This is a genomic window from Microcoleus sp. B4-D4, assembly GCF_036705185.1.
GTDB lineage: Bacteria > Cyanobacteriota > Cyanobacteriia > Cyanobacteriales > Microcoleaceae > Microcoleus.
In genome coordinates this window covers 19603-39040 of sequence record NZ_JAUBTX010000057.1, presented here as the reverse complement: position 1 = coordinate 39040, position 19438 = coordinate 19603, and the positions used below count along the sequence as shown (strand labels likewise).

Annotated in this window: 15 protein-coding genes; 8 read left to right on the top strand and 7 right to left on the bottom strand. The window is 46.0% G+C overall.

Features of this window, described 5'->3' with window-relative positions; genetic code table 11:
* Positions 1-123 precede the first annotated feature (123 nt).
* Positions 124-831: an SDR family oxidoreductase gene (locus QUB13_RS26705; protein ID WP_194066755.1), complete on the top strand. Its 708-nt coding sequence runs from the start codon at positions 124-126 to the stop codon at positions 829-831.
* A 406-nt stretch (positions 832-1237) separates the two neighbouring features.
* Positions 1238-2299 carry a 4-hydroxyphenylpyruvate dioxygenase gene (gene hppD, locus QUB13_RS26700; protein ID WP_333387146.1) on the top strand — a complete coding sequence of 354 codons (1062 nt, stop codon included), beginning with the start codon at positions 1238-1240 and terminating at the stop codon, positions 2297-2299.
* A 20-nt stretch (positions 2300-2319) separates the two neighbouring features.
* Here the strand turns inward: hppD and QUB13_RS26695 are convergent, their stop codons facing one another.
* Both QUB13_RS26695 and QUB13_RS26690 read right to left on the bottom strand, forming a co-directional pair.
* A complete protein-coding gene (locus QUB13_RS26695) occupies positions 2320-2853 on the bottom strand; it encodes a GNAT family N-acetyltransferase (protein WP_333387142.1) in 534 nt (177 codons plus the stop codon).
* On the bottom strand, positions 2834-4978 hold the full coding sequence (locus tag QUB13_RS26690) for a diguanylate cyclase (RefSeq protein ID WP_333387139.1): 2145 nt from the start codon (positions 4976-4978) through the stop codon (positions 2834-2836). The genes QUB13_RS26695 and QUB13_RS26690 overlap by 20 nt, the downstream gene beginning before the upstream one ends.
* Positions 4979-6063: 1085 nt before the next feature.
* Between QUB13_RS26690 and QUB13_RS26685 the strand changes: the two genes are divergently transcribed.
* On the top strand, positions 6064-6747 hold the full coding sequence (locus QUB13_RS26685; RefSeq protein ID WP_333387136.1) for an HAD family hydrolase: 684 nt from the start codon (positions 6064-6066) through the stop codon (positions 6745-6747).
* Between the two features lie 146 nt (positions 6748-6893).
* Here QUB13_RS26685 and QUB13_RS26680 read toward each other — a convergent pair whose 3' ends face one another.
* The 3 genes from QUB13_RS26680 to QUB13_RS26670 form a co-directional block, all read right to left on the bottom strand.
* Positions 6894-7505 carry a CPP1-like family protein gene (locus QUB13_RS26680; RefSeq protein ID WP_333092660.1) on the bottom strand — a complete coding sequence of 204 codons (612 nt, stop codon included), beginning with the start codon at positions 7503-7505 and terminating at the stop codon, positions 6894-6896.
* Positions 7506-8113: 608 nt separating this feature from the next.
* Positions 8114-8995, bottom strand: coding sequence for a peptidoglycan editing factor PgeF (pgeF, locus tag QUB13_RS26675; RefSeq protein WP_333387150.1), 882 nt, complete (start codon positions 8993-8995; stop codon positions 8114-8116).
* A gap of 386 nt (positions 8996-9381) precedes the next feature.
* Positions 9382-9582 carry a hypothetical protein gene (locus tag QUB13_RS26670; RefSeq protein ID WP_333387133.1) on the bottom strand — a complete coding sequence of 67 codons (201 nt, stop codon included), beginning with the start codon at positions 9580-9582 and terminating at the stop codon, positions 9382-9384.
* 190 nt (positions 9583-9772) lie between these two features.
* Between QUB13_RS26670 and QUB13_RS26665 the strand changes: the two genes are divergently transcribed.
* The 3 genes from QUB13_RS26665 (at position 9773) to QUB13_RS26655 (ending at position 15013) form a co-directional block, all read left to right on the top strand.
* Positions 9773-11641 (top strand): M23 family metallopeptidase, encoded by a 1869-nt coding sequence (locus QUB13_RS26665; protein WP_333387130.1) that lies wholly within the window; start codon positions 9773-9775, stop codon positions 11639-11641.
* Between the two features lie 186 nt (positions 11642-11827).
* Entirely contained in the window at positions 11828-14107 is a 2280-nt protein-coding gene (locus QUB13_RS26660) for a hypothetical protein (RefSeq protein ID WP_333387127.1), read from the top strand.
* A gap of 15 nt (positions 14108-14122) precedes the next feature.
* Positions 14123-15013 (top strand): glycosyltransferase family 2 protein, encoded by an 891-nt coding sequence (locus tag QUB13_RS26655; protein ID WP_333387123.1) that lies wholly within the window; start codon positions 14123-14125, stop codon positions 15011-15013.
* A gap of 296 nt (positions 15014-15309) precedes the next feature.
* Here QUB13_RS26655 and QUB13_RS26650 read toward each other — a convergent pair whose 3' ends face one another.
* Both QUB13_RS26650 and ribE read right to left on the bottom strand, forming a co-directional pair.
* Entirely contained in the window at positions 15310-16302 is a 993-nt protein-coding gene (locus QUB13_RS26650; protein ID WP_333387120.1) for a DUF4339 domain-containing protein, read from the bottom strand.
* 60 nt (positions 16303-16362) lie between these two features.
* Complete coding sequence (gene ribE / locus QUB13_RS26645; protein ID WP_333387116.1) at positions 16363-17076, bottom strand: riboflavin synthase; 714 nt, start codon at positions 17074-17076, stop codon at positions 16363-16365.
* Between the two features lie 626 nt (positions 17077-17702).
* Between ribE and QUB13_RS26640 the strand changes: the two genes are divergently transcribed.
* Both QUB13_RS26640 and QUB13_RS26635 read left to right on the top strand, forming a co-directional pair.
* Positions 17703-18209: a bifunctional nuclease family protein gene (locus QUB13_RS26640; RefSeq protein WP_333387113.1), complete on the top strand. Its 507-nt coding sequence runs from the start codon at positions 17703-17705 to the stop codon at positions 18207-18209.
* 5 nt (positions 18210-18214) lie between these two features.
* Positions 18215-19345 (top strand): aldo/keto reductase, encoded by a 1131-nt coding sequence (locus tag QUB13_RS26635; RefSeq protein WP_333387109.1) that lies wholly within the window; start codon positions 18215-18217, stop codon positions 19343-19345.
* Positions 19346-19438 lie beyond the last annotated feature (93 nt).

The following is a 19438-nucleotide window of genomic DNA, read 5'->3' as shown; positions in this document are numbered from 1 at the left end:
TCCCAATTCCCAATTCCCAATTCCCAATTCCCAATTCCCAATTCCCAATTCCCAATTCCCAATTCCCAATTCCTAATAACTTGAGTTATCATACAATCTGGACATCAAGAAATGTAAAGGGATATGCAGGACAAAGTTGTGGTTGTGGTGGGTGCGACTGGCGGCATCGGTTCAGCCGTCGCCCGCAAACTCGCCGATGCGGGTGCGACGCTAGTGCTCGCCGCCAGAGACAGCAGTAAATTAGATGCTTTAGCAAGCGAACTTTCAACAACAGAGGTACTGTGCGTACCTACAGACATCACCGACTTGTCGCAAGTCGAGACGCTGATGCAAAAAACTGTCGAACATTTCGGACAAATTGATGCCCTCATAAACGCCGCCGGTGCCGGAATTCTCAAGCAGTGGAACAAGTTAGAACCCGCTGATTTAGATGCGATGCTTGACTTGAACTTGAAAGGCAGTTTTTACACATCTCAAGCCGCCGCGAATGTGATGAAAGAGCGCAAATCCGGTCACATCTGCAATGTCATCGGGATTTTGGGCAAGCATTCGATGGCGATGGGAACTGCTTATTGTGCTTCAAAGTTTGGAGTAGTTGGTTTTAGCAAGTGCATGGCAGATGAGCTGCGCCGCTACGGCATTAAATTTACACTATTCTATTTTGGCGGGGTGGATTCTCCGTTTTGGGATAATGTGAGTTTGAAGGTAGACCGCTCAAAAATGCTGAGTACCGAAACCGCTGCAAATGCGATTATGTTTGCTCTTTCGTCTGACCCGCAAGCTGTGCCGCTGGAGATTAATATTCAGCCGGAAAGTCATTTATTTTTCTAGTAGTTTGTAGGGTGCGCCGAGGCGCACAGATTCAGTTTTTATAATGTTCTTATCGCACCGATTGACCCCAAAATAGGTACTAGCCCAGCCTTAATTCATAGATTATCCCAACATTTTAGACAAAACTTCAATGTTCCAGATTCATCTGTGGAGTCAAGCTAAAATCTCAAATCTACTGGGCTAAGGCATCGCCACCAAACTCAAGTTCTCCCAGACACCTATTTTTTTTTAGTGCCGATGTATTTATACCTTGAGAGGGAGTTATAATATTCAACCTTGAGGTTATTATTAGTAGCGCGCACGAGAAAAACATGAAAAATATCCCTTACTCTGTCTCTATCTTGCAGTTTTCCACTGAAAATCAGCCGATTTTCCATTCCTCAGTTTCCATTTTCAATTATTGATTATGGAATTCGATCGCATTCTGTTTTACGTTGAAAATGCTAAAGTATCCCGCGACTGGTTTGTTAGCCACTTAGGCTTTAAATCAATCGCAGGTTCTTCCAACAGCCACACTAGCACTGAATCTGTCAGCAGCGGTAATGTATGTTTTGTTTTATCTTCGCCGCTGACACCCGCTAGTCCCGCCGCTAGTTGGTTGAAGTTTCATCCTCCCGGAATTGCCGATGTGGGTTTTCGGGTAAAAAATATCGAATTAGCAGTAGCTAGAGCGGCTGCTGCGGGCGCTCAAATTCTGGAACCGATTCAAAAGAACCTAACAGCAGCAGGTTGTTTTAAGCGGGCAAAAATCGCTGGTTGGGGAGATTTAAGCCACACGCTGATTGAGCAAATAGAAGAAAATTTAGCGCTACCGGCTTCTGGTAAGCTGTCGCTGTTTACCTTAATCGACCACGTAGTTTTAAATGTTGAATCGGGCGATTTGTCAAGTGCTGTTAGTTGGTATCAAAAAATATTAGGTTTTACGCCGCAGCAAAATTTTGACATTAAAACTGAAAATTCGGCCTTGCGAAGCCAAGTTATGATGCACGCTGAAGGTGGGGCGCAATTCCCGATTAACGAACCGGCATCGACTAATTCTCAAATTCAAGAGTTTTTGACTGCAAATCGGGGGTCAGGAATTCAGCACATGGCTTTACAAACTGCTGATATTGTAGGGGTTGTTACCGATTTGCGATCGCGCGGTTTGCCTTTTCTACCCGTTCCTGCAACCTATTACTCCCAATTGCAAGAGCGGCAAAATTATTTGCCCGCAGATTGGCAAGCAATTGCAGCTTCTCAAGTTTTGGCAGATTGGCAAGAAAATACTCCCGCCGCGATGCTGCTGCAAATCTTTACTCAGCCAATTTTTGCCGAACCGACTTTCTTTTTCGAGATTATTGAGCGCCGAGTTTCTTTGATTAACGGCAAAAAGGTGCAAGCTGGAGGTTTTGGGGCTGGCAATTTTCGAGCTTTATTTGAAGCAATTGAACGGGAACAAATGAAAAGGGGAAATTTAATCGATAATTGATAAAACTCCCAATTTTTGAATCAAGCAAGCCTGTCTTTCAGCAATGCGAGATCGTTCCACCCGTAGGCAGTTTCTTTGACTGCAACTCCTGCTTTATTTGTTGGGTGTTCGTCCACTTTTTCACCTCCTAAAAACTCATAAAATTTGCAGGCTGAATTGTCTCCCAGTACCCAAACCAGCATCGAATTCAAGCTTGATTCAGTCAATTTTGTGACAACTGCTCGCACGAGTTGCTGTCCGATTCCCTGACGCTGATATTCCTCCAAAATATAGATAGCAAATAATTCTCCTTGATAAGCATATTTGCCAGTACGCTCGCAACCGCCGGCAGCAAAACCCACAATTTGCTCGGAGTCATTCTCAGCAACGCAGACAAAATCCCCAGTATTTTTGACGTTTGACAGGATTTCTTGCCAGTTGTTTTCTCGTTTTTGATATGACAGTTGCGCGAGGTAATCTGCTGGTAAAAAATTTCGGTAAGCTGTCCGCCAAGTGTCTAGATTAACTCGGGCAATTGCAGGTGCGTCAGCAATTTTAGCTTCTCTCACGATCATCAGAAAATACTCCTTTCTGGCCCTGAAATTCTTGATTGTATTCTAAGCAAACTATGCGATCGCGCCCTTCTAGTTTAGCTCGATACAGCGCGCGATCGGCTTCTCCAATTAACCCCTCAATGGATAAACCGACAGCAGGCACAACATTAGTGACTCCGATACTGAGAGTCACAAACTTACTTACCTTGGAATCAGCATGAAGAATTGCCGCAGCATTCAAATCGCTGCGAATTAATTCAGCTACCCGCATAGCTCCCTTAACCTCAGTCCGCGACAAAATTACCGTAAATTCCTCGCCACCGTAACGGGCTGATAAATCGCCTCCCCGCCTAGCATTTTTCTCTAAAATTTTAGCTACTTTTTTTAAACATTCATCGCCTCCTTGATGCCCGTAGCGATCGTTGTAAAGTTTGAAAAAATCGATATCCAGCAAAATCAAAGACAGGGGCGCTTTCTCTCTAGCCATCCGCTGCCACTCCGATTTTAATGCTTTGTCAAAACTGCGACGGTTAGCAATCTGAGTCAAACCGTCCAGAGATGCGAGTTCTTGCAATGTTTGGTTAGCAGCTTCTAACTCTAATTTCGCCTGTTCTAAAGCTAAGTTTTGCTGGGCTAATTCTTCGCTTTGCCGTTTTTCTTGCTCGTACAAAAATCGAATTGAAGCTTCGGCTTCTTGCAGTTCTTTCTCTGCATATTTGCGCTTGACAAACTGCCCTAATTGAGAACCGACAGCAGCCATCATCTCAAGCAAATCTTCATCGAGAGGCTGTTTTTCCTGGCAGAAAAAAGTCATTACTCCTACCACTTGACCGCTGGCGCGAATCGGGAAACCAAAAGCCGATTGCAATCCTGCTTTGGCTGCTAAGTGCGATCGCACAAAATTGCGATCTTTGAGAATATCCGTAATCCATTGCGGAAAACCAGTGTTCCAAACTATTCCCGGTAAACCCGCACCAGGCTCTAGATTAATCTGCTGGCAATTTTCCACAAACTCCCCAACTTCAGTCCCCCTGCGCCAAACTCCCACTCGCACCAAAAAAGGAATATTTTCAATAACATTATCTGGTGCAGCCAACAAAAAAGGTATTTTGTCGCGACTATTTTCCGCATCAAATTTACTCTCTTTTTCATCCACAGGCGTCCAAAGCTCGCCAACATCCCATCCCAAACTTTCACAAATAGCTTGCAAAAATTTCGGAGTGGCGCTCTCTAAAGAACCCGATTCTGACATAATACGAGCTACTGCATACTGTGCTGCTTGACGTTTTTTGATCCGCTGTTCCTCAGTGATATCCCTACCCACACAGACAAAATCTTGTATGCTTTTGTTGTCATAGTGCTTGCTGTCTATGCTTGTATCGATAGTAGAGCAGGAAAAAGCAACTGTCAGCTTTGAACTATTTTTAGTTGTACAAGTTACTTTTATTTGATGCCAAGATTCTGTTTTCAGTTCAGGAGGTAGCTGGCTAATTTGACGCAATAATTCCCCATCAGGGGTAATCATTGAGATTTGTTTACCGATTAATTCTGATTCGGTATATCCAAATAATATTTCGGTAGCTTTATTGATTTTTTTAATTTTTCCCGCTCCCGTTGTTACCAATAAAATATCGTTAAGTGAGTTAAGAATTTTATCAATATAATCACGAGCAGTAGCCAAATAATCGACTTTAATACTGTTTTCGTTGACTGCTTGAACCATAGTTTGCTGAAGAGAGGCACTGTCTGTTACGTCTTCGCAAAAAATAATTAATCTCTCAGGTTTAAGCTGCTCCTTATGACAAAAAATATATAGATCGAGATAGAAATAAGTTCCATCTTTTAAAATTCTGGTAACTGATTTTAAATGGAAACTTGACTGTCGTTGTTCTAGAATATCGTCAAGCAGTTCTTCAATTCCGATCAGTTCGGGAAAACAGTCGCGCACATCTTTGCCTTTTTCGATTTGATTGGGAATCTCGGCAAAGTCTTGCACGTTTAAGGATGTTTCTTGAATTTTCAGTTCTCTATCGACTGCGAGGAATTCTATGCGACGCAAAGATAACAGTTTGTCTAGAAGATTGTTAATACTTTTGGGGCATATCTGTAAATTCAATGGTGGCAGGATTTCGTTATTGTCTAACATTCAGGTCAAAGGTGAGTAGGAAAAATTATTTTTACGTTTTTTTTGCTGATGGAACTGTTAGGATAGATCGAGAGATTTCTGTTCTCACAGTTTGTAAGCAAGCAGGCTCTTAGCTGATTGCACAAGGGGATCATCTCAGTTTTACAAAAAGCATTTTTTTTATTATAGTGCGAGCTGTCGCGAGTTCGCGACAGCTCGCACTATAAATGCAAAACTGAGATGCTCCCTTGTACAAGCATTATTGGAGATGTCTGAGGTTTGTGAAAGCTTTTAGTGCTGGACGTATTACAGCCAAATAAACCGGGTTTTTTAACCTTACTGGGGGCCGGAATGAAATATTTTTGTAAAAAACCCGGTTTCTCACTATCCATGCGTCCAAGATTTACTTTGCTTTTCCTCGCAACGATCGATAAATACGCGCTGGATACGTAATATTATGCGCGATCCATTACCATACCAAAAACGTTTCGTAGTGCGGATTTTAGTCCGCTCTTGGGCTGCGGACTAAAATCCGCACTACGAACCAAATCTTATTGTTGTGAATTGAACGGACAGGATCTAATATCAAATCCGGTAGCATCGGAATGATTCAGATATATATTCTCTCCCTCTGTGTACTCTGTGTTCTAGCGCCGGTTAAATCATTCCGATCCAACCGGAAACGATATAACTCCAGAGCTATTTATATGCGAGTTTTAACTTTTGACAGCAGACGATTAACAGTTATTTAATTGTCATTTATAACATTTTTTTTGACAAAGCTAGCCGAATATAAGTTATAGCAAATGTGTTGAACAAGCATTTAAGCTCGGTTTGAATTAAGCGGTTAAGGGCTATAATGATTAATTAAACAAGCGATTTGCATTATTTATAGTGCAGTTTTCAATTGTAGACTTCCCGATATTACTAACAACTCTTAGAGTTGAGGATTGGTACAATTCAATTCAACTATTGCCTTTAATTAGCGCCATTGTTCTACACTTTACCTCCCCTGGGTATTGGTGTCAAGTTTGGCAAATAACCTGTTACCTTGAAGTGATATAATATTGAACAATTTGTATAAAAACTGGAAAATATTCTGCTAAATGCTGAGACTTATTACTGACTTTGACGGCCCGATTATGGACGTGTCCGATCGCTATTACCGAGTTTACCAGCAGTGTCTGGCCGAGACTCAGCGTGAGGGTCAAGCAGTGCGCGAACTCACCTTAGCCGAGTTTTGGGACATGAAACGGGCGCGGGTTCCTGAAACCGAAATCGCCCTCCTCTCAGGATTAGACGCAGATCAAGCTGTCGATTTTGCCCTAAAACGCCGTCAAACTGTCCACACTCTCCCTTTTCTGATGTACGATCGACCCGCTCAGGGTGCAGTAGAAACCTTAGAGAAGTTGCAGCGCGCTGGAGTAGACTTAACGGTGATGACCATGCGCCGCGTCAGGGAACTAGACGAAGCCTTCACCCGCTGCAATTTGGCGCAGTTTTTCCCAGAAAACCGCCGCTATTGTCTCCCCAACGATTACGTCAAAACCGGGGATGTGAAGGATAAGCCCCTGCTGATGGCTAGAGCTCTGGCCGAACTGCCACCGGCTTCTGATTTTTGGATGGTGGGGGATACCGAGGCGGATATTGTGGCAGCAAAAACGCACGGTGTCAAGGTAATTGGTGTTTTGTGCGGAATTCGCGATCGCACCCAATTAGAAATGCACCAACCAGATTTTATTGCTAATAATTTGAGCGAAGCAGTTGAGATGGTTTTAGGGAGTCATTAGTTATTGGTTATTAGTTATTGGTTATTGGTTATTGGTTACTGGCTCTAAATTGTTGTTAGTTGTTATTAAGAATCAACAAATAACACTGAAGAACTAGGAACCAACAAATCACAAATAACTAATTACAAATAACCACTAACTACTGACTATCGCAAAAAACTGCTGACGAGCCACAGAGTTAAAAAAGTAAACAAAGCAATCAGTTTCTCTGTTGAGACAAATGCTGTACTGAGCAAAGGGCCGAAAACACCTCCCAGCACCAAGCCTAAAACCAAGCCCGCCACAGTCAGCAGCACGGCCCGACCAAATTTTTGTTCCTTGCGATTAAGAAAATAAAGACAAGAGCCGACTCCAAGAGCCAGAGTCAACTGTAGCAAAGAATCATTAGCCGCCGGATAAATACTCAGTCCGCCCAACGCCACATAAACCCCAGCCGGCCACAAAATGTCCGATCGACTAGGAGTATCGATTAGCCGCTGCAACCAAGCAGGACTCCCCGATGGAGTAGACGGAGTAAAGCTTGCGGGTGGGGGAGTCAGCCGATCGGGAAAGCGGATGCCTTCGGGCACTTTAATTTTACCTTCCTGTCGCTGTCGCAAGCGATCCATGAGAATCGCGTCATAAGCAGCTTCGATCGATTCCAAACGTTTCTTGTCGCCGCTGTGCTGCTCGGCTTGACGGGTGCGGGCCTCTTGCACTTCATCAAAGGAAGCATCTTCATCGACTTCAAGCAGTTGATAGGGAGTTGGCTCACTCATAAAACTTGTTGGTATGCGGAAAACTCAGCGTCTTTAGACCTGAGAGGGATGCGAGCGGGCGGTGTTAACCGCCGTGGTTTGAAAGTGTAGGATGATATCCTAAACCATTGGCGTCAATTTAAGTTTAAAAACCTTTGTTTCTCTCGTTTATAGCTGAGTCTCGATCCCCTGCTAATCTCCATTAAGAATGGGAGTAGGGTTGATGCAAGAGCGCTTTTTGTCCTCCCAAATAGTCGGGCGGCCAGGGGAGGTTCTAGGTTTTAATCGTCAGATAGTATACCTGTACTGCATTTGACTTGGTTGTTGACACCAATGATGGTTAACCTTGCGGTCGCTAAGCATTTTTTATCCACCAGTGCTCGGTCATTAAATTTAATAACCCGCTGAAGGCTCTCGTTAAAAATAGTGCAATTTTAACAAGAGAGGAAAGCCGCGCCGCTTTCCCCAAAGTTTTACTGGTAGTTTTTAGTGCTTTGAGACAGAAACCAGCAAACATTAGGAAGGTAGAAGGCATTGGGCAACAGGAAATAAAAAATTATGAACCTAAAGATTTTTGTTTTTACCTTAGCTTAGCCGTCTACAATAATTTTACCTGTTGCCGAAGGCTTTCAACGGGGATTTGTCCCGCAGGCGCTGACAATTCCCGACCACTGGATTTTTTTTAGTTGATCGCGGCGGTAGGAAAAAAAGCGAGCCGAGTCAGAATAGGTACAGAAAGGAGCGATCGCCACTTGAGAAAGATCGATTCCCAATTTCTGCAATTGCAGAGCATTGCAGATGCGAACATCCAAGCGTACTTTTCCAGGTTCTGGATCTGCTAGTACAGGAGATTCTGGCAGTTGGTGCAAAAACTCTAGAAAGCCGTCTGCTGTTGCACTAACAGCACTCTGGGGATTAATCGCGGCTAAGAGAGACGCGGCAACTTCCACAGATACCTGGTAAACCTCTCCAGAGATCGCCGGCCCCATAGCAATCTTGAGATTTTCTAGTTGACTGCCGACGGCCACAAGTCGATCGATTGCCTCTGGTAATATCTTAGCAGCAGTGCCGCGCCAACCAGCGTGAACTGCCGCAACCAGTCCAGTGCGATCGTCAGCAATCAGCACCGGCACGCAGTCGGCCGAGCAAACCCACAGCGCCTCACCCTCTAGTTCGGCCACCAACCCATCAGCCTCAACATAGCTTTGAGCCGCGCTTTCCGAAACCGGAGGCACAACCGGGGACAACTGACCGGTTTTGAGTACCGCATTGCCATGTACCTGCTGAAGGCGGTAAACCTTGGCTCCTGGTTCGAGAATTTGCGTCAGCTCGATCGGGCCTTGGGGCGAGAAATCGCGAGTAAAAAAGCCGTGAGACCATCGAGAGAGCAAGCTACAAGTCAGATAAGGCAAACCTTGGGAGTTTTGCCACTCCCAACCGATCGCCGAAGGGGATCCGGTCGCCGGTGAGGAGTCAGGAAAATTTGTCAAGCGATCGCCAGCTACAGTCATTAAAGCCATCCATCCCCAAACGAATCAATTTGCATTCTATTCTAAGCAATCAACAATTTTGGCGGCTGAGGTTTAAATGCGCGATCGGCTTTCATCAAAAAAATCGGGATGAAAGAAGCCGCCCAGCGGCGGTGGACGCTGGCGAAATTTGGCATAACCCGAAAAATAGAGCGAACTAACTAACACAACAGATACTTGCTTGAAGACTCCTGTCGCCAGCAGCCCAAAACTTTAAACTTTAGTTCCGGCGACTTAGATTCACTCGTCTGCAAGTAAATCTCAAATCTAAAACTTGTTCGCTCGCGAAGTCGAAGAATCTAAAATCTAAAATCGACCGAGGCGGTGGACGCTGGCGAAATTTGGCGCGACCCGAAAAATAGAGCGAACTAACTAACACAGACGAACGTCAAAGCGCTATTATCAATGTGGCCTTCACAGACTCCGCCAGCCAGTGCGATCGTCGGCAAAAAAACCAGGGCATCGATCGCGAATCGACGCCACAGCATTCGAGCTGGTTCGACGCGCCAAAAAATTGCCTCAAGCCGGGTAAAATCAGTTAAGTCTGTATTAAATATTGGGATTGCCATACAGTCGATCCAGGCCCCGCCAAAAAAAACAGATACTTGCTTGAAGACTCCTGTCGCCAGCAGCCCAAAACTTTAGACTTTAGTTCGGGCTCCTTTGATTCACAAAGTTGCAAGTAAATCTAAAATCTAAAATCTAAAATCGACTGACTTAGATATCCTTGCGCCCCCTGTTGAGTTGGGAAAAAAAATCGTGAAACCAGTTCCAGACAAGCACATAGCAGCCCATTTGAACACCAAACATCACAAAAAGAACCCGACAGGCGCTCGGACTCGATCGCGCCTTTTGTCCGATCGCTCGCTGCTGGTAGGACTGGGCTGCATCGCCAGTCTGGGACTGCTCAGCAAAGGCCTAGTGTGGGCCCAGACCGAAACTCCGCCCCTAGAACAAGCAGTCCCCGGCGCAGCAGAACTCCAGCCACTATTTGAAGCGCCTCTGGCCCCCCCGGAACCGGAAGTCAGCCAAGTAGAGCCAGAACCGTACTACCCACCGCAGGCAGAAGATCCGGCTCCCGAGCCTGTCTATGCCGAACCGCCTAGGGAGTCAGATTACGTCACCGAAGCACCTCCGGCCTATTATCTGCCGGAGCCTGCGCTGATTCCCCTGCCAGAAGCCACAGCCCAAGAGCCTCCTTTTGAAGCGCCAGTTAACCCAGTCCACGCTGAAGCAGACTATACAGACTACAACGCTGGCGCTGAGGGCGGCTACGAACCGCCGACCAGAATCGAGTTTGCAGAACGATCGAGCGGTTGCGAAGGTTCCGAAGGTGGTTGCGGGCCTGCTGCTGTGGACGAGCCTGTCACTGCAGAAGCAGCCCCTCCCAGCTACAGCCCCCAAACCCCGATCGCCCAAGAACCCAACGACAGCCCCCACAGCCCGATCGCCGGTAACTCGTATATTGCACCCCCGCCTCGAAATCTGCCACAAAACCTGGCGGAGAACGTTCCGAGCAATGTTCCGAGCAATGTTCGGGGAAATGCGGGCGATAACGATCAGGGTTATTCTGCCAATAAAGTCGATCGAGCCATTCAACAAGTAAGCAACAAGCTTTGGGGACAAGGAAGCAGCGGAGAATCTGCTTCTGGGCCCAAGGGCTATTCGCCTAACTCTGGATATTCCGCTAACTCTGGATACTCCGCTAACTCTGGATATTCGGCTAACTCTGGATATTCCGCTAACTCTGGATACTCCGCTAACTCTGGATATTCGGCTAACTCTGGATACTCCGCTAACTCTGGATATTCGGTCAACCCTGCATCCTACGGCGGCGGCCCTCCCGAACCCAGCATGGGACTAGGGCCGGTGCAAGTCGGTGCCATTAGTGTCAGCAGCGGCAGCAATACAGGTTTTGCTTACTACAATCTCACGCCGCGTCCTTTAGGAATGCCCGGAAACGGCAACACCAGCCTGTTGTTTCCCCTATCTATTGCTGCCGACATTACTTCGCCGTTTGGGTGGCGGACTCATCCGGTTATGGGTTACGGCCGGTTTCACACCGGAACTGACTTGGGAGCTCCGATGGGAACGCCCGTACTGGCGGCCTATGCGGGTCAAGTGGCGATCGCCGATTGGTTGGGCGGCTACGGTTTGACGGTGGTTCTCGACCACAACAAACAGTCTCAGGAAACTCTCTACGGACACCTTTCGGAACTGTTTGTCAAACCGGGAGAGTTTGTGAAACAGGGAGAAACTATCGGCCGCGTCGGTAGTACGGGAATGTCTACAGGGCCTCACCTTCACTTCGAGATCCGGCAAATGACCGATCGGGGTTGGGTGGCGGTAGATCCGGGCGCTCAGCTAGAATTCGCCGTAGCCAAAATGATGGGCAGTTTAGAAACCGCCAAAGTACCCCTAATGCCGAAAATCGTGGAAACACTAAGCGCTAGGGGACTCAAGGATTTAGAAAGCGATCTGCCCATGCTTCCACCTCTCCCGCTGGGAATGGACATCGAAGTTCACAACCTCCAGCCGCCATTCCCAGAATTGTTAAAAGCTGACACTTCAGCACCCAAAGATCAGGAAGCTCTCAAACCCAAAACTCAGAAGCAAGCAAGTAGATAGGCTTTTGATAATGACTCGCATTCCTCACTACAAACTTGTCTGGTTTGTAGTGAGGAATGCGAGTCCTCTCCCAAGAAGGCTCTCAATCGATTACCATCACAAAAACCGCGAACCTGATAGATTTCTCGTTACCATTAAGAGCCTGGTAGCTCGGAAAAACCCATAAAAATTGGTAAATAGTAGCTTATGCTAATAACGCAGCATTTGTGGGAATTAATTTTATTTCTAATAATTGTATTCGGGCCAATTCCCTTAAGCTTGTTTCTTGCTTTCGAGAATCAGAAAGCAAACAATAACTGTTCGTTTCCCCATTTTCTGCTCGTAATTCTGACGGGATGGAGCATCATACAAGTTTGTATCGGCTTGATTTTAGGAAGTGTCGATCGCCTAAATCTCGCTCAAGTAATTATAGCAGAAATTTTGATTTGCGCGATCGGCACAATCCCGATCTATACCAAAAAAAACAGAGCTTTTACCTTATCGCATTGGCAGATCCCCAAACTCAAACAACCCCTCAACAGCTCCGAAATTCTCATTATTTTGACAGTCGCTTTTGCAGGAATTGTGCTGTGTTACACCCTAGCAACCAAACCCACAACCAATTATGACTCATTGTGGTTTCACCTGCCCGCGATCGCCCGATGGTATCAAACCCATTCCTTTACACTATTAGACTCCGCCGGAAACTGGATTTTTGAACAGGAGCAAGCCCGAGTATATCCCTACAACTGGCACGTTTTATCTGCCTTGTGCGTGATCCCCTTCCGATCGGACTTTCTCGCAGCTTTTCCCCTGCTAATAGCCTGGGTGCTGGAAGGAATAGCCGTCTATCTATTAAGCGTAAAATTTGGCTCTACCAGAATTCACGCTATGGCAGCATCAACATTAGTATTGACAGTACCGATGATGCTCAACCAAGTTAACACCATTCAGCCAGACTTACCGCTAGCTGCAATATTTACAGTCGGTTTGTATCTAGGTTTGTCCTATCATAGCAGCCGATCGCAATCGGAACTCTCCCTATTTTTGGCAGCCGCAGGAATGCTAGCCGGAATAAAAATCACGGGAATAATCTATGCAGCCTCACTTTTAGGAGGATTAGCAATATTAGAAATTAAAAGATTCGCGGTTAATAAAAAATCCACACCAGCTAATTTTAGAATTCGCCACTTTCTCAAACCAGTCTTGCTGTGCGGTGTAGCTTGTTGCTTGCTTTTAGGATGTTTTTGGTATGCGAGAAACTTGCTGCAAATCAATTATCCTGTCGGCGAAGTCGGCGATATTAAAATTCCCTTAGAGCCTGTTCCCTTACCGTCTCCCGTACCACCGCCAACACCTTCGGTAAAGCAGCCGCCCGCTTCGCCACTTCTAAAGATTTGGCAAAGCACTTTAGCAGCTCAATTTAATCCCAGCAATATTTCCCACTGGCAAACTTTCGGCTTACAAATCATTATTAGATTGCAACTGCCCTTTCTGGCGATCGCACTTCAGGTATTGGCAGCACCTCTGGCTTTGATCGAAGGTAAAACCAGAATAATCACTCAAAATAATATCATTTTAATTATACTTCTTGGCAGCACAGGAATTCTGTATTTAATTACACCTTACACTTCTGGTACTGCGGGAGAGTCGATCGGTCAACTCAGCCCTATACTCGGTTTTAACCTCAGATACGGATTTCCCTTTTTAAGCGTACTCGCCATCGCCGCAGCCGCTACAGCAACCAAATTAAAAACTCCGAATCTACTTGTCGTAGTAGTTGTTTTGGTTAGTGGTTTGTTCGGAATTACTAGCAACACAATTTTTGACCTAATCAAAAATGCTTCTTTCACCGGAGATAGTATTGTTTGGGGAAGCGGGTTGATTGACAATTTAAAGTCTAATCTACTAGAAGGTATTAAGAGTATCCTAAAAATATTACGCCCCATTTGGCAATATATATTACCCTATCCGATATTTTATATTGTGTCACTGACGCTGGCTGCCATATGGTTGAAAATCAATCCTGGCTTAGGATGGCTGAATTATCTATTTCCCACCCGAAAAAAATCGATTTACCTAGTGATAATTGGTGTCTGTCTAGGATTGATAGTAATTGGTCATTGGAGGGAAAAGCGAGATATTGCACGCACCGAACTGTATCGCGGAATTTACGAGTATATTGATAAAAATACAGTACCTGATGAAAGAATAGGCTTCTTTTTAAGCTCCCGCAGCTACCTGTTTTACGGGAGAAATTTGGACAGACAAGTCTTATATGTGCCGTTTAAAGCCGATCGAATTCCGGCATGGATTGACAACCTGCGGCAAAATAAAATTAGGACTGTAGGATTCGGGCCCCTGACTGAGACAGACGCAGCTACCAGAAAAGCTCTATCTTGGCTGACAAGTGCCCAGGGCCCGTTACAACCAGTTTTCGGCAAAGATTTTAATACTGAGTCGGTATTATATCGCTTGAAAAATTAAAAGTTATTAGTTATCATGAACCAAGCTAAAACTCTATTTTCAATTATTGTTCCGACGTACAATCGACCTGAGAAATTAGCGCAGTGTCTTCAGTCTTTTGTTGAACTAGAATATCCGCGCGATGGGTTTCAAGTCATTGTCGTTAACGACAGCACGGAAATATCTGTAGAAAGTACAATTTCTCCTTTTCAAAATCAGTTAAATCTCACACTTCTGACACAACCAAATTCTGGCCCGGCTACGGCGCGAAATACTGGGGCTTTTGCCGCAGAAGGCAAATTTTTAGTATTTACAGACGATGACTGTACTGTGGGGGCAGATTGGCTGCAAAATCTGGAACGGCGATTTATGGAAACACCAGATTGTTTGATTGGAGGTCGGACTGTCAACGCGCTGCAGGATAACATCTATTCTACGGCCAGCCAGCAATTGATCGACTATCTTTACAGTTATTACAATGCTATTGGCGATCGCGCGCAATTTTTCACTTCTAACAATTTTGCCCTTCCCGCTGAGGCTTTCCAAAAAATCGGCGGCTTTGACACGACTTTTTCTCTAGCGGCGGGAGAAGACCGGGAATTTTGCTTTCGCTGGCTCAATGCCGGAGGCTGCGCGGTCTACCGTCCTGAAGTTACAGTTTATCACTTTCACGCCTTAACTCTGGGCAAATTTTGGCGGCAGCAATTCAATTACGGTAGAGGTGCTTTTTTGTTTGGGAAAATTATCTCGAACAGCGGGGCTAAGGGGAAATTGCAACATCCGTCGTTTTATTTGAATTTGCTCGCTTATCCATTTTCCCACGCAGCGGGTATTCAAAAGCTATTAATTGCAGGATTGTTTTTTGTTTCTCAGGCTGGAATTGCGGCGGGTTTGTTTTGGGAGAAAAACAAGGTTGTTGAGGAATAGATTTGGATTTTTTAACCGCAGAGAACGCAGAGAGAGAAGTAAGAGTTAGTAGGTGCGTCAGCTTTGAGCCGTCAATTATTGATAAAATAATTCGCGGATTACGCACCCTACAATTACAAGTTTATTCTTTAGACATCTTGCAAAAAAAAATATGTGTTATTCTTAAAAGTTTGCTCAAGTTTAGGTCAAACTTTGAATTATTGGGTTGATTGGCATCTCCTTAAACTTGCCCAGCCTGCTAGATTATAAAATTGGCTAAACTTTCGATATTAGCACAAAAATATTTTGCAATAGGTCTATTGTTGTGTAAGATATTTGGTCAGTTCTGAAACTTCACCAGCGCGTTGCCAGTCACCCTCTCCTCGCCTAACTTTTGTACGAGCTGTAATTTTCTGAACTTCCCACAGTTGCAATGCGGTATACGGGCCCTCGGCTTTACCAGAGCGGAACACGTACCAGTTAGCAACTTCGGGGGCTGCTAGTCTCGCAGGTCGCATCCGAGTTGCTCCAGCATCGGCACTCAGTTGATTGAGTTCTTGTTCTATTGGATTTGGAGCGGGTAAGTTTGTGGCAGCAGGCGAGCGCCTTTTTTGCTTTGCAGCAGGTGCGGTGGAATTCTGTGATCGCCTTTCTTGCTTTGCCGCCCGTCGCCGACGCGCCCAAAGATCATATTGATAAAGTAGAAGCACTGAAGCAACCCACAGCCAAAAGACAATAAACCAAGCATTTACCAGTGGCTCAAAACCTTGAGACAATACCTCGGTTATCGGTTGATTAAACTTTGCGCCAGTCATGGCAGCACTAATAAGCGCTGTGACCGTATTTAAAACTTGATAAGTTACGGCGTTATCTATTTGGCTTTTTTCAATTCCCTCTGGGGCCGCCGCATAGAAAAGGAAAACCAGGCAAGTTAGAGTAATTATTGCTGCAACCAGAGAAGCAATAAGGGCGTTGATTCCTTCTCTCAAAGAGTCCCAGTTTGGTTTGTTCCATGCCTTAACTGGCTTGGTAGTGGCAAGTTTTCGGTGTAACTCTTGATGACCCAGAAAAGATTGAGGATACCGAGGCGCTGCCCAAAAGGAAATTCCTGTGAGACAGTGATGGTAAACGGTCATCCACGCTGCTGAACCTGCCCAGCTTGCAAGTAACCAAAAAACAATTCCTCCGCCTGATATCGGCATTAACTTCGCTAAAAAATTCGAGGTACTCCCATAGGTTACGGTTAGTGCGATCGTCCTCAAACATGAGATAGGATGAGGAAACCACGCGGGCCATGATGGAATTTTCATGAGCTTGCAATTAGGAGTTCGTTTGTGTTGTAGCTTTCAACCGCCGAGTTTGATCTACGATTAGATAAATCCGTGTTCTGCTAAGAATTCTGGTGTAATTGTTCCTAAACTTTTGATTGCGGGGGTTTCTTCCCAGGATTCGGGATGCGGTTGTCGGCCGCTGCGGAGAAATTTTGCTACGTATTTGCCGAGTATATCTGCTTCTAAGTTTACTAAACTTCCTGGTTGCAAATATTTGAGATTGGTTTCGGAAAAACTGTGGGGAATTACGGCAATTTCAAACCAATTTCCGTCTGCATCGCAATCGGCGACGGTTAGGCTGATGCCGTTGATGGCGATGCTGCCTTTGGAAACGATGTAGGGTGCGATTTGACGCTGCCATGCCGAATTGGCTGCTGTTGGGGCTGCAAACTTCATTTCCCAAGCGTTGGCGGTTTGGGTTGATGTGGCTAAACTGCCGATCGCATCTACGTGCCCCGTCACAAAATGTCCGCCTAATTTGCTACCGGCGCGCAGGGAGGTTTCTAAGTTGACTAAAGCATCGGGGAATGAGCCCAGAGTTGTGCGGCGCAGGGTTTCTGGCGAAGCGACGGCGACAAAACCTTGCGGCAGAACTTCTACTACTGTCAAGCAAACTCCATCCACGGCTACGCTGTCCCCAATGGCTAAATCTTGTAAAATCTGGTAGGAGTTGCTTGAGGTGCAGGAAATTTGGAAGTAATCGTTACCTAGCGACTTCAGTTTTCCGAGAGATTGAATTAGTCCTGTAAACATAAGTATTTTTCCTCTTCCGATCGCCTATTTACATCAAACCACAGTCACAAACCAGATGCAGGAGCTTTTTCTATCCCCCCTCTCCCTCTTTGTCAATTCTTTAATCTAAAATCGACAGTCCCCGATCGGTTGCAGATTCAGGCGAAGATCGAGTCATACTGGATTTAGGTCATCTTTATGTCCGAGTTTTCTACCGCCTTGCAGTTTCTTAATTCTGTCAGTAACCCAGCCCTAAAACCAGGGACTGAGCTTGTAAGAGCAATCGAAGCAAGCTGTGCTGACGGGCCTCAGCCTTAACTGGCTACGTTATTTGAGTCACGACACTCCTTGAATGCGACGCTAGTTTTCCGCTCTGTCATTTGCAATTAAACAGTCTTAAGGTCACTGAGACAGTGTTGCAAGTCTAACAAGCTCTCATAACATTGACCGACAAGCGAACATTACCCCGAAAGGGAGCCGGAGACAACCATATCTCCAAAGAGGGGCAACCATACCCCTCTACCCCCGAAAGGGGAAAGGGGATTCAAGGTGGTGCTCACTGAGCGTAGTCGAATGTGTTGAAACCGCCCATGTTGTTTCCCTCTCAGGACTAAAGTCTCTGAGTTTCCCACTTACCGAGCATTTTTATGATTGAAATGAAAGTCGCTGGAATTGCCTTAGATGCAGCCACGCGCAGCCCTATTGTCCTATTGAGAGACGCTACTGAGCGACGCGCTTTGCCTATTTATATCGGTCAGGAGCAGGCTAAGGCTATTATTAGCGCTCTCGAAGGCAACAAGCCTCCTCGACCCTTAACTCACGATCTGATGGTCACTTTTTTAGAGGCCTGGAGTGTTACTTTGGAGCGGATAGTGATTCACTCGCTGCAAGATAACACGTTCTATGCCGTGCTGATTGTCCGTCAGGGAGAAGTTAAAAAAGAGATCGATGCCCGACCCAGTGACGCGATCGCCCTCGCCCTGCGAACGAATAGCCCCATCTGGGTGATGGAAGAAGTTGTCGCCGATGCTTCGATACCGGTCGATCGAGATGCTGATGAGGCCGAACGCCGCGCCTTCCGCGAATTTATCTCAAACCTCCGCCCGGAGGATTTGATCAAGAGAAGCGGCTTCAGCCCAGGCGAAAATTCCTAAAATTTATGCGCTATCGACGGTTTGGCAAAACGCAGTTGCACCTGTCTGTATTTTCCTTGGGAACCATGCGCTATTTGGCTTCTGAGGAAATTGCCCGTCAGACTGTACAACAGGCGGTGTCTATGGGAATCAATCACCTGGAAACGGCGGCGGGTTACGGTTGCAGCGAGGAATATCTCGGCGCAGCCCTCTCGGCTGGTTTGTCGATCGATCGATCGCGCTTCCACATCACTACAAAAATCCCCCCAACGGACGATGCTGCTGCAATGGAACGCTGCATCGATTCGTCTCTCAAACGCTTGAATCTAGACTATATCGACTGTCTGGCAATTCACGGTTTGAATGTTTGGGAACATTTGGCGATTGTGCGATCGCCCACAGGCTGCATGAGCGCCGTACAAAAAGCCCTCGCTGATGGCAGAATTCGGCACGTCGGTTTTTCGACTCACGGGCCTCTGGAGCTGATTTTGGCGGCAATTAATACAGATTTGTTTGAATTTGTCAATCTGCATTATTACTATTTTTTTCAGCGCCACGCCCCCGCAATTCAACTCGCCAAAGACAAAGATATGGGCGTTTTCATCATTTCCCCGGCAGACAAAGGAGGGCAACTCTACACGCCCCCGGAAACTCTCACAAAATTGTGTTCGCCTTTCTCGCCTTTAGAGTTGAACTATCGGTTTTTGCTGAGCGATACTAGGATTGGGACTGTGAGCGTGGGGGCTGCAAATCCGAGAGAATTGGAACAACCTCTGAAATATTGCGATCGCGACTTTCCCCTCACCGACAGCGAAATCGCTGCATTTGCGAAGTTAGAATCAGCTATGGTCGATCGTTTGGCAACCGACAAATGCAGCCAGTGCTATGCCTGTTTGCCTTGCCCGGAAAACATCAACATTCCCGAAGTGTTGCGCCTTCGCAATCTCGCCGTTGGCTGCGACATGACGGACTTCGGTAAATACCGCTACGCGATGTTTGAAAATGCCGGCCACTGGTTTCCCGGCAACAAAGGCAACCGCTGCACCGATTGCGGCGAATGTTTGCCCAGATGTCCCGAAGAATTGGACATCCCAACTCTACTAAAAGATACTCATCAACGACTAGGCGGTAAAGCAGGGAGGCGGTTGTGGGATTGAGGCGAAGCAGCCAAAACAGGGAAAAGGTCGATCGAGCCGATGTCGAGTGATGCCAGAATTAAGTTAGACTTTTTTTAAGTAAATTTACAATAC

What these genes read in the sequence shown, in the direction of transcription:
- QUB13_RS26640 (WP_333387113.1), top strand. Translation starts at nt 17,703, where the DNA reads ATGATTGAAATGAAAGTCGCTGGAATTGCCTTAGATGCAGCCACGCGC.
- QUB13_RS26670 (WP_333387133.1), bottom strand. Translation starts at nt 9,582, where the DNA reads ATGGCAATCCCAATATTTAATACAGACTTAACTGATTTTACCCGGCTT.
- pgeF (WP_333387150.1), bottom strand. Translation starts at nt 8,995, where the DNA reads ATGACTGTAGCTGGCGATCGCTTGACAAATTTTCCTGACTCCTCACCG.
- QUB13_RS26655 (WP_333387123.1), top strand. Translation starts at nt 14,123, where the DNA reads ATGAACCAAGCTAAAACTCTATTTTCAATTATTGTTCCGACGTACAAT.
- QUB13_RS26705 (WP_194066755.1), top strand. Translation starts at nt 124, where the DNA reads ATGCAGGACAAAGTTGTGGTTGTGGTGGGTGCGACTGGCGGCATCGGT.
- QUB13_RS26650 (WP_333387120.1), bottom strand. Translation starts at nt 16,302, where the DNA reads ATGAAAATTCCATCATGGCCCGCGTGGTTTCCTCATCCTATCTCATGT.
- QUB13_RS26660 (WP_333387127.1), top strand. Translation starts at nt 11,828, where the DNA reads ATGCTAATAACGCAGCATTTGTGGGAATTAATTTTATTTCTAATAATT.
- QUB13_RS26685 (WP_333387136.1), top strand. Translation starts at nt 6,064, where the DNA reads ATGCTGAGACTTATTACTGACTTTGACGGCCCGATTATGGACGTGTCC.
- hppD (WP_333387146.1), top strand. Translation starts at nt 1,238, where the DNA reads ATGGAATTCGATCGCATTCTGTTTTACGTTGAAAATGCTAAAGTATCC.
- QUB13_RS26695 (WP_333387142.1), bottom strand. Translation starts at nt 2,853, where the DNA reads ATGATCGTGAGAGAAGCTAAAATTGCTGACGCACCTGCAATTGCCCGA.
- QUB13_RS26690 (WP_333387139.1), bottom strand. Translation starts at nt 4,978, where the DNA reads ATGTTAGACAATAACGAAATCCTGCCACCATTGAATTTACAGATATGC.
- QUB13_RS26680 (WP_333092660.1), bottom strand. Translation starts at nt 7,505, where the DNA reads ATGAGTGAGCCAACTCCCTATCAACTGCTTGAAGTCGATGAAGATGCT.
- QUB13_RS26635 (WP_333387109.1), top strand. Translation starts at nt 18,215, where the DNA reads ATGCGCTATCGACGGTTTGGCAAAACGCAGTTGCACCTGTCTGTATTT.
- ribE (WP_333387116.1), bottom strand. Translation starts at nt 17,076, where the DNA reads ATGTTTACAGGACTAATTCAATCTCTCGGAAAACTGAAGTCGCTAGGT.